Raw genomic sequence first — 13243 nt, forward strand, 5'->3', positions numbered from 1 at the left:
AGGGCTGCGACACCGCGCGGGGACCGGTACCGCGACGGTGGGCGTCGACCCGCGCGGGGTGGCATGGACGTGCGACGTTCCGGGTACCAGCGGTGACAGGGTGGTGACCAATGGGCGAGGAAGTCGGCGTACAGACCTTCAGCCGCCAGGATCGGGCACGCTATCGGGACAAGGTGCGCCGCTGTCTCGACGTCTTCGCCGAGATGCTGCGCGAGTCCCGGTTCGACGTCGACCGGCCGATGACCGGGCTGGAGATCGAGCTGAACCTGGTCGACGCCGAGTCGATGCCGGCGATGCGCAACGCCGACGTGTTGCGCGCGGTGGCCGACCCGAGCTTCCAGACGGAACTGGGCCAGTTCAACATCGAGATCAATGTCGCACCACGGCGGCTGACCGGTGTCGGCACCGCCGAGTTCGAGGAGCACGTACGCGCCAGCCTGAACGCGGCCGACCAGCAGGCCCGTACGGTCGGCGCGTACCTGGTGATGATCGGGATCCTGCCCACGGTGCGGCCGGAGCACCTGACCGCCGCCACGCTGTCGGCCAACCCCCGCTACGCGCTGCTCAACGAGCAGATCTTCGCGGCCCGGGGAGAGGACCTGCGGATCGCCGTCAACGGGGTGGAGCGGCTGGCGATCACCGTCGACACGATCACGCCGGAGGCGGCGTGCACCAGCACCCAGTTCCACCTCCAGGTCAGCCCCGGGCAGTTCGCCGACTACTGGAACGCCGCCCAGGCCATCGCCGGGGTCCAGGTGGCGCTCGGCGCGAACTCGCCGCTGTTCTTCGGCCGTGAGTTGTGGCGCGAGACCCGGGTTCCGCTGTTCCAGCAGGCCACCGACACCCGCCCCGAGGAGATCAAGACCCAGGGCGTACGCCCCCGGGTCTGGTTCGGCGAACGTTGGATCACCTCCGTGTTCGACCTGTTCGAGGAGAACGTGCGCTTCTTCCCGGCGTTGCTGCCGGTCTGCGATCCGGAGGACCCGTCCGAGACGCTCGCCGCCGGAGGAGTGCCGCACCTGGCCGAGTTGCGGCTGCACAACGGCACCATCTACCGGTGGAACCGGCCGGTCTACGACGTGGTGCGGGGCCGACCGCACCTGCGGGTGGAGAACCGGGTCCTGCCGGCCGGGCCGACGGTGCTGGACACCGTCGCCAACGGCGCGTTCTACTTCGGGCTGGTCCGGGCACTCGCCGAGGCCGACCGGCCACTGTGGTCGCAGATGTCGTTCAGCGCCGCCGAGGAGAACTTCAACACCTGCGCCCGGCACGGCATCGACGCCCACGTCTTCTGGCCCGGCCTGGGCTACCTGCCGGTGACCGAGTTGGTGCTGCGCCGCCTGCTGCCCCTGGCCCACCACGGTCTGGACCGGTGGGGTGTCGAGCCCGACGAGCGGGACCGGCTGCTCGGCATCATCGAACAGCGCTGCCTGACCGGCCGTAACGGGGCCAGTTGGCAGGTGGCGACCCTGCACCGGTTGGAGTCGGCCGACCAACTGGACCGCCCGGACGCCCTGCGCGAGGTGGTGCGGCACTACGTGGAGCTGATGCACAGCAACCGGCCGGTCCACGACTGGCCGATCCCCTGACCACCTCCCGACACAAAGCGTGACGACACCTGCACGGCGACTACCGTGAGGGCATTTCGTCCGCCGGGTGGAGAGGATCCCGCCGATGTCGCGGTCACTACGTCACGCCGTCCCACTCACCGTCGCCCTGCTGGTCGTGAGCCTGCCGCAGGCCGCCACGGCGAGCCCCGGTCCCACTCAGCGCGACGCCGCGCCCCTCACTGTCACCTCCTCCGCCCACCGGCACCCGTCGGCCACCACCCCCGGCCAGGTACGGACCACGCTGCGGGACGCGGCCACCGGAGCCGTCGCCCGTGGCTGCGTGTGGCTGGTCCCGGCCGAACGCGACCGGCTCACCGTCGTGGCGCTCGGCGAGGAGCAGGCCGGTCGCCACCTCAGCTGCACCGACGTCGACGGAGGCGAGGTGCTCGCCACCGACGTGCCGCCCGGCCGTTACCACCTGCTGGCCCGCCCCTATGACACCGCGCGGCACGGCGTGCAGTGGGTCGGCCGCCACGGCGGCACCGGCCAGCGGGAGCATGCGGCGACCGTCCAGGTGCGACCGGGCCGGACGGTCACCGCCCCGACGGTCCGGTTCGACCCGCCGGGCACGGTCACCGGTCGGGTCACCCGCGCGGCGGACGGCACCCCGGTCTCCGCCGGATACGTGCTGCCGCTGCCGGTCGTCCCCCATCCGAAGTACGGCGACCACGGCCCGATGACCGACGACGACGGCCGCTACACGCTCACCGGCCTCGGGCCGTACCACTGGCCGCTCTACTACACCGGCTACGGGCTGGCCAGCCAGTGGTCCGGTGGCGTCGCCGACCGCAGGCAGGCGCGTCCGGTGCGGGTCCGGGCCGGCTCGACCGTCACCGCCGACCAGAAGCTGGTCGCGGGCACCGTGGTCAGCGGCACCATCACCGTCGACGAGATGCCGAACTATTCCCAGGTGATCGCCTTCCACGCGGGCACCGGCGACGTGGTGGGGACCGTCGACGTGGGCTCCGACTACACCCTGCGGCTACTGCCGGGGCAGCGGGTGCTGCTGCGCTGCGACTGCGCGTACGCGCCGAGCCGCTGGTTCCCGAACGCGGCGGAGGTCTCCGGGGCACGGCCGGTACGGGTCGGACCCGCCCCGGTCACCGCAGACTTCGACCTGACCGGTCCCGCCACCGCGTCGGCCCGCTGACGAGCATCCGGATCCGGCCACCGGTCGACCCGGTGGCCGGCGGTCAGCCTCGGCGCAACGCGTCGAGGGTGAGTTCGGCGGCCCGGGCGAGCAGGGAGTCGTCGCTGTCGGCGTCGGGCCGGTCCCGGCTGGAGAGCACGGCCAGCACGATCGGGGCCCGCTCCGGCGGCCAGACGACCGCGATGTCGTTGCGTGTCCCGTGGGCGGCCGTACCGGTCTTGTCGCCCACCTCCCAGCCGTCCGGCGTGCCGGCCCGGATCGTCGTGTCTCCGGTGGTGTTGCGCTTGAGCCAGTCGACCAGCACGGCCCGGTCCTGCGCGGAGAGGGCGTCGTCGACCGCGTACGCCCGCAACGTGGTGGCCAGGGCGCGGGGCGTGCTGGTGTCGCGGTCGTCGCCCGGGACGTACGCGTTGAGGTCGGTCTCCCATCGCGCCGGTTCGGTGACCTCGTCGCCGAGGTCACGCAGCACCTGCTTGAAGCCGTCCGGCCCACCGAGTCGATCGAGCAGCAGGTTCCCGGCGGTGTTGTCGCTGTAGCGCACCGCCGCGTCGGCGATGGCGCGCAGCGACAGGCCGGTGTCCACGTGCCGCTCGGTGATCGGCGAGTAGGTGACCAGGTCGTCGCGGGAGTAGCTGACGACCCGGTCCAGTTCCTCGGTCGGAGTCGCGGCGAGCACCGCGGCGGCGGCGAGGGCCTTGAAGGTCGAGGCGTACGCGAAGCGCTCGTCGGCCCGGTGCGTGACGGTGTGGCCGGTGCCGGTGTCGACGGCGTACACGCCGAGGCGGGCGTCGAACTCGCGTTCCAGCGGCGCGAAGTCGACGGTGATCGGGGCGGCGGACGACCACCCTTCGGTGACCGTCGGTGTCGTGGTGGTCGGGGTGCCCGGCGAGCAGCCGGCGGGTAGGCCGAGCGCCAGTACGGCGGCGAGCACGACGGCACAGCTGTGACGGGTACGGGCCACGGTTGGGGTCCTCCTCCGAGCAGGGATGTAAAACTTTCTAGACATCGAGTCTAAGAAACTTTACTCTGGGCATGTCAATAATTCTTTACATCGAGGAGCCGGTGATGACGCACCAGGAGAAGCGGGCCTGGATCACGCTCGTGGTCAGCGCGGTCGCCTACGCCGGCTACGTGGCCGTGATCCTGAGCCGGGCCGACGACGGGCGGCTGACCTCGACGCCGTACGCCGGTGTGCTGCTCTGGACGATCGGCGGCGCGATCGCCGCCAGCATCGTCGTCGAGATCGTGCTGGGCGTCGTGAACCCGCGCGCCTCGCGGGTCAGCGACGTGCGCGACCGGGAGATCGGGCGACTCGGCGACCACGTCGGGCAGGCGTTCGTGGTGATCGGCGCGGTGTCGGCGATGGTGATGGCGATGGCCCAGTGGCACTGGTTCTGGATCGCCAACGTGATCTACCTCTGCTTCGTGCTGTCGGCGGTGGTCGGCTCACTGGCGAAGGTCGTCGTCTACCGCAAGGGCGTGCCGCAGTGGTGAAGCCGACGCGCGTCACCAACAACATCCGGGCGCTGCGTTTCGCCCGCGACGAGATGACCCAGGCCGAGTTGGCCGAACGGCTCGGGGTGACCCGACAGACCGTCATCGCCATCGAGCAGGGCCGCTACTCCCCCTCACTGGAGATGGCCTTCCGGATCGCCCACGTGCTCGGCGTACGACTCGACGACGTGTTCCAGTACCCCGAGGAGGAATCGTGAAGGCCATCGCGTACGACCGTTACGGTCCACCGTCCACAATCCGGCTCCGCGACCTCGACCGCCCCACCGTCGGCGACCACGAGGTGCTGGTGCGGGTACGCGCCGCCGGTGTCGACCCGGGAGTGTTGATCTTCCTGACCGGACGCCCCTACCTGGTGCGGCTCGCGGCCGGGCTGCGCCGCCCCCGGGTGCCGGTGCTCGGCCGGGACGTGGCGGGCGTGGTGACCGAGGTGGGTGCCCGGGTCACCCGCTTGCGCCCCGGCGACGAGGTGTACGGCACCTCCCTGCGCGGGTCGTACGCCGAGTTCACCGCCACCCACGAACGGCGGCTGGCCGCAAAGCCGACGAACCTGACCTTCGCGCAGGCCGCCGCCGTGCCGATCTCCGGAATGACGGCGCTGCGCGCGGTCCGCGACACCGGCCAGGTGCGCCCCGGTCACCGGGTGCTGGTCATCGGCGCGGCCGGTGGGGTCGGCTCCCAGGCCGTGCAGATCGCCAAGGCGTACGGGGCGAGTGTCACCGGCGTCTGCAATCCCACGGCGATCGACGCCGTCCGCGCCCTCGGCGCCGACGAGGTGCTCGACTACACCCGTGAGGAGATCGACCGGGACGGCCCGGTCTACGACGTGGTCATCGACACCGGCGGCAACCGCCCGCTGTCGCTGCTGCGACGCGCGCTCGCCCCGCGCGGCACCCTGGCACTGGTCGGCGGCGACTGGACCCGGGGCGCGGTGCTCGGGGGCTACGGCCGCCAGGTGCTCGGCGCACCCCTGCTGTCGACAGTCGTCGGCCACCGGCTGCGCGCCGTCAGCGCCCGCGAGCGCGTCGAGGACCTCGAAGCGCTGCGCGACCTGATCGAGTCGGGCGCGCTCACCCCGCCGATCGAGCGCAGCTACCCGCTCGCGGAGACGGCCGACGCGCTGCGCCACTTCACCGACGGACATCCCATCGGCAAGATCGTCATCACCGTCGACGCACCCGGTTAGGTGACCGACCCGGACCTGGACGGTCCCGCCCGACACAGCGGGCGGGACCGCCGGGCTCGGCTCAGGAGGAGGGCACGTACAGCATCCGCCCGGTGGTGTCGGGTCGGGTGTTGACGACCACGTCCGGGGTCGCGTCGGCCAGCACCTGGGCGTGCACCTGGGCCGGGGTCCAGGTCGGGTGCTCGGCGAGGATCAGCGCGGCGGCGCCGGCCACGTGCGGCGCGGCCATCGACGTACCGGTCATCGTCGCCACGGCGGTGTCACTGCTGTGACCGGCCGAGACGATGCTCTGTCCGGGGGCGAACAGGTCCACGCACGGGCCGTGGTTGCTCAGCCAGGCGGCACCGTCGTCCGGCCAGGTCGACCCCACGGTCAGCACCGCCGGGATGAAGGCCGGTGTCTTCGAGCAGGCGTCACCGGCGTCGTTGCCGGCGGAGGCGACCACGGTCACCCCCGAGTTGATCAAACCGATGGTGGCGGCCTCGTAGGCGCCGGGACTGACCGAGGTGGGCCGGCCGAAGCTCATGTTGGCCACGGCGGGATGCTGCGCGTTCGCGGTGACCCAGTCGATGGCCTGGGTGGTGGTGGCGATGTCGCCGGTGGCGTCACACGCCCACACCCGCACCGCGACCAGGGTGACCTCCTTGGCCACCCCGTACGTCTCGCCGCCCAGCGTGCCGGCGACGTGGCTGCCGTGGCCGTAGCAGTCGTCGGCGGACCCACCGTCGATCACGTCGATGCCGCTGACGGCCCGTCCGCCGAAGTCCTCGTGGGTGAGGCGGATGCCGGAGTCGATGACGTACGCGTGCACCCCCTGGCCGGCGCTGGGCGGATAACTGAACGAGTCGTCCAGCGGCAGGTCACGCTGATCGACCCGGTCGAGGCCCCACGACGGCGGGTCCGGCTGCGTACCCAACGGCGCGGTGAGTGGCGCGGTGAGTGGCGCGGCGAGCGGTGTGGTGTCGGCCAGCCGCACCCGGCGGTTCTGCTCGACGAAGGCCACCGACGGTTCGGCGGCGATCCGCCGGGCCGCCGCCTCGTCGGCCTCGATGCTGAAGCCACGCAGGGCCGCCGCGTAGCGGTGCCGAACCGTCCCGCCGTGCCGGTCGACCAGGGACCGCGCCGTCCGCTCCACCGCGTCCGCGGCGGTACGACGGGCCGGTGCGGACATGGCCCCGGCCGGCACCCGGCCGTCGCGCGCCAGCACGCCGCTGCCCTTGAGCACGACGCTGTCCTTGAGCACCACGATGTAGCTGCCCGGCACGGCGCTCGGCGCGCCGGCTGCGATGATCGGGGCGGATGCCGCCGCCGCTGGTGCGCCGACGCCGACCAGCGACGCGACCGCCACCGCCGTTGCCGTCACCGTCGCGGCCGATCGACGCGAAGTGCCCCTCAGGAATGCATGGACCTGCGGTAACCGCATGTGTCGCCCTTCCGACCGACCCCCGTTGCGGTCCCCGTTGTTCCGCAGCTCGACGGGGCCATCGATCAACGACGATGCTACCCGCTGCACGGCCGTCGACCACGGGCCGTCAGGTCGCGTAGCGCACCGACCACAGGCCGCACAGCGCCACCACGGCGAGAGTGACCAGGGCAACGGCAAAGGGCCACCAGCGGCGCCGCGGACGGACCACCGCCAGGCCGGCGGCGGCGAGCGCGATCACGGCGACCACCACCGTCCACGTGGTGGCGGTGGGCACCCGGTCGGCCGCCCGGCAGCCGGCCGGAGCGGGCAGCACCGCCGCACACAGGTCGTGGCGGGGCACCGCCAGCCACCAGTAGCCCACCCACGCTGCCGCCGCGATCGCGACGGCAGCGGTGATCCCGAGCCAGGAGGCAAACCGTCCGGACCCACCCGGGCCGACCGCGTCCCCGCTCATGGCGGTCAGTGTATTAGTCGGCGTCGTGGACCGCCCCGGTCAGTCCACGCCGAACTCCATGGCGGCACGGTCGAGCGCCTCGTCCTCCGCCGACGGCACACCCCGGGAGGCGATGGCCTCCGCACCACCCTCCGGCATCGCGCCGATCAGTCCCGTCGAGGCCGCCTGGGCGGCACCGACCACCCGCTGCGGAGCACCGCCGACCATGCCCAGGTGCGCGTACTGCTCCAGCTTGGCCCGCGAGTCGGCGATGTCCAGGTTGCGCATGGTGAGCTGACCGATGCGGTCGGCCGGGCCGAAGGCCGAGTCGGTCGTACGCTCCATCGACAGCTTGTCCGGGTGGTAGCTGAAGGCCGGTCCGGTGGTGTCCAGGATGGAGTAGTCCTCGCCCCGACGCAGCCGCAGCGTCACCTCACCGGTCACCGCCGTGCCGACCCAGCGTTGCAGCGACTCGCGCAACATCAGCGCCTGCGGGTCGAGCCAGCGGCCCTCGTACATCAGCCGACCGAGCCGACGGCCCTCGTTGTGGTAGTTGGCCAGGGTGTCCTCGTTGTGGATGGCGTTGACCAACCGCTCGTACGCGGCGTGCAGCAACGCCATGCCGGGCGCCTCGTAGATGCCCCGGCTCTTGGCCTCGATGATTCGGTTCTCGATCTGGTCGGACATGCCCAGCCCGTGCCGACCACCGATGGCGTTGGCCTCCAGCACCAGGTCGACGGCGCTGCCGAACTCCTTGCCGTTGATGGTGACCGGCCGACCCTGGTCGAAGCCGATCGACACGTCCTCGGTGGGGATCTCCACCTCCGGATCCCAGAACCGGACACCCATGATCGGGTTGACCGTCTCGATGCCGGTGTCGAGGTGTTCGAGGGTCTTCGCCTCGTGGGTGGCCCCCCAGATGTTGGCGTCGGTGGAGTACGCCTTCTCGGTGCTGTCCCGGTACGGCAGGCCCCGCGCCTGCAGCCACTCCGACATCTCCTTGCGGCCACCGAGGTCATTGACGAAGTCGGTGTCGAGCCACGGCTTGTAGATGCGCAGCTGCGGGTTGGCCAGCAGGCCGTAGCGGTAGAACCGCTCGATGTCGTTGCCCTTGAAGGTCGAGCCGTCGCCCCAGATCTGCACGTCGTCGGAGATCATCGCCCGGACCAGCAGCGTCCCGGTGACGGCCCGGCCCAGCGGCGTGGTGTTGAAGTACGCCCGACCGCCCGAGCGGATGTGGAAGGCGCCGCAGGTCAGCGCGGCCAGACCCTCCTCCACCAGGGCGGCACGGCAGTCGACCAGCCGGGCGACCTCGGCGCCGTAGCGGAGCGCCCGATCGGGCACCGACGCGATGTCGGGCTCGTCGTACTGGCCGATGTCGGCGGTGTAGGCGCATGGAATGGCGCCCTTGTCGCGCATCCACGCGACCGCGACGGAGGTATCGAGGCCACCGGAGAAGGCGATGCCGACACGTTCACCGATGGGCAGGGAGGTCAGAACCTTGGACACAAGGAAGAGTATGCACCAGCACGCATACCCATGCAAGCCGGAGTCCCGGATCGCCGCCGTCAGCCCGGTGGCGATCCGGCAGACGCGGGACTGACCGGGGCGCGGGCGGCGCGGGCGGCGTCTTGTAGCGCGGCGACCGCCATCCGGACCGCCGGGGTGTGCTCGACCGCGTCGTGCACCACCACGTGGATCGACCGGGTCGGCGTCGGGCGGAGCAGTCGGACACAGGTCACGCCCTCCGGCAGCTGCGCCGCGCCGAGCGCGGGCAACACCGTGAGACCGATGCCGGCGGCGACGAAGGCCAGCGCCGTCCGGTAGTCGTGCGCCTCGACCCGGAAGGCCGGGCTGAACCCGGCGGCGGTACAGGCTTCGATGAGGGCGGCGCGGCACCAGCCCCGGGCGAAGTCGTTGTCGACCCACCGCTCGTCGGCGAGGTCGGCCAGATCCGTCTCCAGCGTGCCGTCGAGGCGGTGCCCGGCCGGCACCACGGCAACGTACGGGTCGTCGAGAAGGTGGTGGGCGGTGAAACCCGACCCGGGGTCGAAATCGGCGCCCGCCACGACCACCTGGACGTCGGCGCGCTCCTCCCGGCTGTCGGGAATGTGTTCGCGCAGTTGCAGGTCGAGCCGCACCCCGGGAAGTTCGGTGAGGATGGCCTGCACCACCTGCGGCATCCAGGCCGCGCCCACCGACGCGAAGTAGGCGATGGACAGTGCCCCGGTGCGACCGGTGCGCAGGTCCGCGATGAGCGATTCGGCCGCGCCGACCCGGGCGAGCACCCGATCCGCCTCGGCGGCGAGGGCGTGCCCGGCGGCCGTGGGCCGCAGGCCCCGACCCGCTCGGGCGAGGAGGGTGAGACCCGTCTCGCGTTGCAGCGCGGTGAGGTGCTGGCTGACGGCCGACGGCGTGTAGCCGAGGTTGGCGGCGGCGGCCTGGACCGACCCGGAGGCCACGACGGAACGGAAGACCCGGAGGCGATGCACGTCGAGCACGACACAACAATAAAGCGCGACTAAACAGTTGTGAAGAAACATTCGCTGGTGCTGAACCTTCGGGCGGCCGAGAATCGCCCCATGAGCAGCCCGTCGACGACCGGACCCGCCGCACCGATCCCGACCATCCATGGCGGGACCGGCACCACGCCGCGCAAGGAGCGACCCCGGTCCTGGCCGATCGTCGCCGCCGCCGGGACCACCGTTCTGCTGTGGGCCTCGGCGTTCGTGGGCATCCGCTTCGCCGGGCACGACTACTCCCCCGGCGCCATGGCACTGGGCCGCATGATGGCGGCGTCGGTCGCGCTGACCGTCTTCGTCGCGGTCACCGCACAACCGCCCCGCCGGATCGCCCTACCCGGTCGCGGAACACTAGGGCTCGTCGCACTCTGGGGAGTCGCCTGGTTCGGCGGGTACAACGTGGCGCTCAACGCCGCCGAGCGGCTCGTCGACGCCGGGACGGCGGCCCTGCTGGTGGCCGTCGCGCCCATCCTCGTCGCGGTGGCCGCGGTCCTCGTGCTGGGCGAGCGGCTAACCGGCCGGCTCGGTGTCGGGGTGGCGGTCGCCTTCGTGGGGGTCGCCCTGATCGCGGCCAGCGGCTTCACCGGGCACGCCGACAAGCTCGGCGTCGCGCTGGCGGTGCTCTCCGCCCTGCTGTACGCCTTCGGCGTACTGCTCCAGAAGCGTCTCCTGGCGCGGATGGACGCGCCCACGATGACCTGGCTCGGCGCGCTGGCCGGGACGGTGGCCCTGCTGCCGTTCACCCCCACCCTGCTGGCGGAACTCGCCGCAGCTGAGCCGCCGGCCACCCTGGGCGTGCTGTTCCTGGGCGTGTTCCCGACCGCGATCGGTTTCCTGACCTGGGGTTACGTGCTGTCCCGCTGGACGGCGGGCCGTACCACCGCCGCCACCTACCTGGTCCCGCCGGTGACCGTCCTGCTGTCCTGGACGCTGCTCGGCGAGGTACCGGCACCCCTGGCGCTGCTCGGCGGCGCGCTCTGCCTGACCGGCGTCGTCTTCGCCACACGTCGCTGACACCGCCCTGCTGGCCCGCTGCCCGGCCGATGAACATGTGCGTGGAATGATGGCCACATCGATCGAGGGCGGTGCGGAGCCGGTCGCGAGGAGTGTCGAGTCGATGAACCTTGACCCGTTGTGGACCGACCTGACGAATGAGCTGTTGGACATCCTTGCCGCGTACCGATCCCGGATAGCCGAGTTGGACGTGCGGGAGAAAACCGACCGAACCCTGCTCACCGAGGCCGACCTCGCGGTCGAAGACATGGTCATCACCAGGATCCGCGCGGTGGACCCCGAGGCACGGGTGCTGGCAGAGGAGTCGGGCAGCGGTGCGTGGCGGCCCGGTGAGGACGAGGAACCCGAGCGGATCTGGGTGATCGACCCGATCGACGGCACCGCCGAGTTCGTCAATCCGCGCAGCGTCGAGTTCTGCTCAGTGGTCTGTCTGCTGGAGCGGCGGGAGCCGGTCGCCGCGCTCATCGTCGCGCCGGAGCTGGGCGACGACGGCAATCCCATCGTGGTGGTCGGCAGCCGAGCCGACGGCACGATCACGGTCAACGGCAGACCAGCGGCATACAACACCGGACCCGTTCGTGTCGCATCTTTGACCCGCAGCGCCCGATCGGAAGCCCCGCCGCACGAGACCGCCATGACCGAGGCCGGTTACGCCCTGAAGACCCGGACCACGTCACAAACGCTGGACATGGTGCGTACCGCCCTGAATCTCACCGGTTTCGCGACGAACGCACCGCGTTTCGACCTCTTCTACCGCCCTCGACAGAAGGTCTGGGACGGCCTCGCAGGCTTGTGCCTCGGTGAGATCGTCGGTCTAATGTCCACAGATGTGAAGGGGAAACGGCATCTGCCGGTGCCCATGGAAACGCTTGCCCAACCAGAGCCGACTTTCGCCAGCACCGTGATGGGTCGCCCGGAGGCCGTCGAGTGGTTCGTGGAGCTAGCCGGGGACTCCCGCACCGGAACACCGAAGTCCTCGTAGACGTCACGTCGATCATCAGCGCGGAAGATTTCGTCGTCGCGCAGAATCGTTCGACTCGGCCCGATGATCCGTTCGCCCGTCAAGCATTTGTCGAGTTGATCCAATCCTTGATCTTCATGGAACGGGTGTGGGTGGCGCACCCGGTACTCGCCCACCCTTCAGCCGCCGACTTCGGTGCCAGGCCGTATCTCCTCCGGGCGTTGACCGACGCGGGACTGCTGCACCCTCTGCAACTTACCGACAATGAGATCGGCCGGGTGCGCGAGGCCGAGGAGACGGCGCTGCACGAGTTGCAGAGCTGGCGCGGAAACCAGGTCCTCGGCCAGTTCATCGAGCAAGCTGTCACCTGCGACGACGCCCTTCCCCACGCGCGAAACTCGCTGTCGAAGCGTATTCACGGCTGGTGTGCCTTCCAGGCGGCGAACGTCCGGATCGCCGGTCATCACGCGGATCGAATCAACACCTCCGACGGCGTGGAGGACGATCCGTTCGGCACCTGGGCGCGAGCGGCCTCGATCGTGCTACGTGGCTCGCTGAGAGCCATGGCACCGCCAGGCGAGGAGGTCTACGTCGCGGCCACCCTCGCGCGTGGGCTGAAGTACCAGGCGCGAGCGGACGCCACCAGCCGGTCCTACCAGGCCCATCCCGTCCGGCGTGACTTCCTGCTGACCTTCGACCTCTCCACCGAGGGTGCGACGGAGACCGTGGTACTCGACGTCATCAAGGCTATCCGGGGGATCCACGAGTCCCTCGTCACGGCGGCGGACGACAGCGACAGCCACCGCGTACAACTCCTCGAACTCGAGCTACCGCTGCTCGGCGGTCGCCTCTGGCAGGCGGACGAGACCGGCCGGCTCGGTGAACGCGACTGGATCGACCTGGTCGTCACCCGGATCGCCGACTACCGGGACAAGGCAGCCGAGCTGCGGGCCGCCGTCGCTCGCTGCGTCACCGACGAGGACCACCTTCGCCTCGCCCGCGACATCAACGGGGCGAAACGACAGCTTCTGGAACGGCTCGGTCTGCGCCGGGTGGCACTCTCGCCGGTCGAACAGGAGTTGGTGAACGGGGTGGCCTCGGTGACCGAGTCGGTGCCCGGTGTACCCAAGGTCGCCGGCATGTGGATCGGGGCACGCGCGCTCGGCAAACAGGTATCGGCCGCCGGCACACCGGTGCAGCGTTTCCTCTACAAGGAGTTCTACCGCGCCTGGAAACGCGCCGGCCGCTGAGATCCTCGGGCCTGGTCACGCTCGGGCCGTCGTCGGGCAGGCTCAGTCAGCAGGGTACGAGCCGACGAGATCAGTGCGGCCGGTCGTGCCGACTGTGACTGCTTTGCACCAAGCGCCTGCCCTGCACTATTCGATGCATCGCAATAGGGTCATCGGTCAGGAAGAGGTCGTTCGATTTG

General features: G+C 70.9%; 13 protein-coding genes. 8 read left to right on the top strand and 5 right to left on the bottom strand.

Annotation, left to right across the window (positions count from 1 at the left end):
* Positions 1 to 110 precede the first annotated feature (110 nt).
* Together ACLQ2S_RS12290 and ACLQ2S_RS12295 are read left to right on the top strand one after the other, a co-directional pair.
* Positions 111 to 1589, top strand: a complete 1479-nt coding sequence (locus ACLQ2S_RS12290) for a glutamate-cysteine ligase family protein (protein ID WP_155216786.1) — start codon at positions 111 to 113, stop codon at positions 1587 to 1589.
* An 85-nt stretch (positions 1590 to 1674) separates the two neighbouring features.
* Positions 1675 to 2760, top strand: coding sequence for a hypothetical protein (locus ACLQ2S_RS12295; protein WP_155216788.1), 1086 nt, complete (start codon positions 1675 to 1677; stop codon positions 2758 to 2760).
* Between the two features lie 43 nt (positions 2761 to 2803).
* Here ACLQ2S_RS12295 and bla read toward each other — a convergent pair whose 3' ends face one another.
* Positions 2804 to 3766 (bottom strand): class A beta-lactamase, encoded by a 963-nt coding sequence (bla, locus tag ACLQ2S_RS12300; protein ID WP_155216790.1) that lies wholly within the window; start codon positions 3764 to 3766, stop codon positions 2804 to 2806.
* Positions 3767 to 3792: 26 nt separating this feature from the next.
* Here bla and ACLQ2S_RS12305 point away from each other — a divergent pair, with 26 nt between their 5' ends.
* From ACLQ2S_RS12305 to ACLQ2S_RS12315, 3 genes are read left to right on the top strand one after another with little or no spacing between them, the layout of a single operon-like run.
* Positions 3793 to 4254 carry a hypothetical protein gene (locus ACLQ2S_RS12305; RefSeq protein WP_230462443.1) on the top strand — a complete coding sequence of 154 codons (462 nt, stop codon included), beginning with the start codon at positions 3793 to 3795 and terminating at the stop codon, positions 4252 to 4254.
* Positions 4248 to 4472, top strand: a complete 225-nt coding sequence (locus ACLQ2S_RS12310; protein WP_375335320.1) for a helix-turn-helix transcriptional regulator — start codon at positions 4248 to 4250, stop codon at positions 4470 to 4472. Before ACLQ2S_RS12305 ends, ACLQ2S_RS12310 begins: the two co-directional genes overlap by 7 nt.
* On the top strand, positions 4469 to 5458 hold the full coding sequence (locus ACLQ2S_RS12315) for an NAD(P)-dependent alcohol dehydrogenase (protein WP_309223048.1): 990 nt from the start codon (positions 4469 to 4471) through the stop codon (positions 5456 to 5458). The genes ACLQ2S_RS12310 and ACLQ2S_RS12315 overlap by 4 nt, the downstream gene beginning before the upstream one ends.
* Positions 5459 to 5519: 61 nt before the next feature.
* Here ACLQ2S_RS12315 and ACLQ2S_RS12320 read toward each other — a convergent pair whose 3' ends face one another.
* From ACLQ2S_RS12320 to ACLQ2S_RS12335, 4 genes are all read right to left on the bottom strand, one after another.
* The gene (locus ACLQ2S_RS12320) at positions 5520 to 6821 is read right to left on the bottom strand and encodes a S8 family peptidase (RefSeq protein WP_425701702.1); all 1302 of its coding nucleotides are present in this window, start codon (positions 6819 to 6821) and stop codon (positions 5520 to 5522) included.
* A gap of 169 nt (positions 6822 to 6990) precedes the next feature.
* On the bottom strand, positions 6991 to 7338 hold the full coding sequence (locus ACLQ2S_RS12325) for a hypothetical protein (RefSeq protein WP_155216794.1): 348 nt from the start codon (positions 7336 to 7338) through the stop codon (positions 6991 to 6993).
* Between the two features lie 39 nt (positions 7339 to 7377).
* Positions 7378 to 8826: an argininosuccinate synthase gene (argG, locus tag ACLQ2S_RS12330; protein WP_309223050.1), complete on the bottom strand. Its 1449-nt coding sequence runs from the start codon at positions 8824 to 8826 to the stop codon at positions 7378 to 7380.
* A gap of 59 nt (positions 8827 to 8885) precedes the next feature.
* On the bottom strand, positions 8886 to 9818 hold the full coding sequence (locus tag ACLQ2S_RS12335) for a LysR family transcriptional regulator (RefSeq protein WP_425701703.1): 933 nt from the start codon (positions 9816 to 9818) through the stop codon (positions 8886 to 8888).
* Positions 9819 to 9899: 81 nt separating this feature from the next.
* Here ACLQ2S_RS12335 and ACLQ2S_RS12340 point away from each other — a divergent pair, with 81 nt between their 5' ends.
* From ACLQ2S_RS12340 to ACLQ2S_RS12350, 3 genes are all read left to right on the top strand, one after another.
* Complete coding sequence (locus tag ACLQ2S_RS12340; RefSeq protein ID WP_155216799.1) at positions 9900 to 10853, top strand: DMT family transporter; 954 nt, start codon at positions 9900 to 9902, stop codon at positions 10851 to 10853.
* A 103-nt stretch (positions 10854 to 10956) separates the two neighbouring features.
* Positions 10957 to 11835, top strand: a complete 879-nt coding sequence (locus ACLQ2S_RS12345; RefSeq protein WP_196222507.1) for an inositol monophosphatase family protein — start codon at positions 10957 to 10959, stop codon at positions 11833 to 11835.
* A gap of 95 nt (positions 11836 to 11930) precedes the next feature.
* Entirely contained in the window at positions 11931 to 13064 is a 1134-nt protein-coding gene (locus tag ACLQ2S_RS12350) for a hypothetical protein (RefSeq protein WP_230462445.1), read from the top strand.
* Positions 13065 to 13243 lie beyond the last annotated feature (179 nt).

The organism is Micromonospora sp. DT48, assembly GCF_049844495.1.
In the GTDB taxonomy this organism is placed as follows: domain Bacteria; phylum Actinomycetota; class Actinomycetes; order Mycobacteriales; family Micromonosporaceae; genus Micromonospora.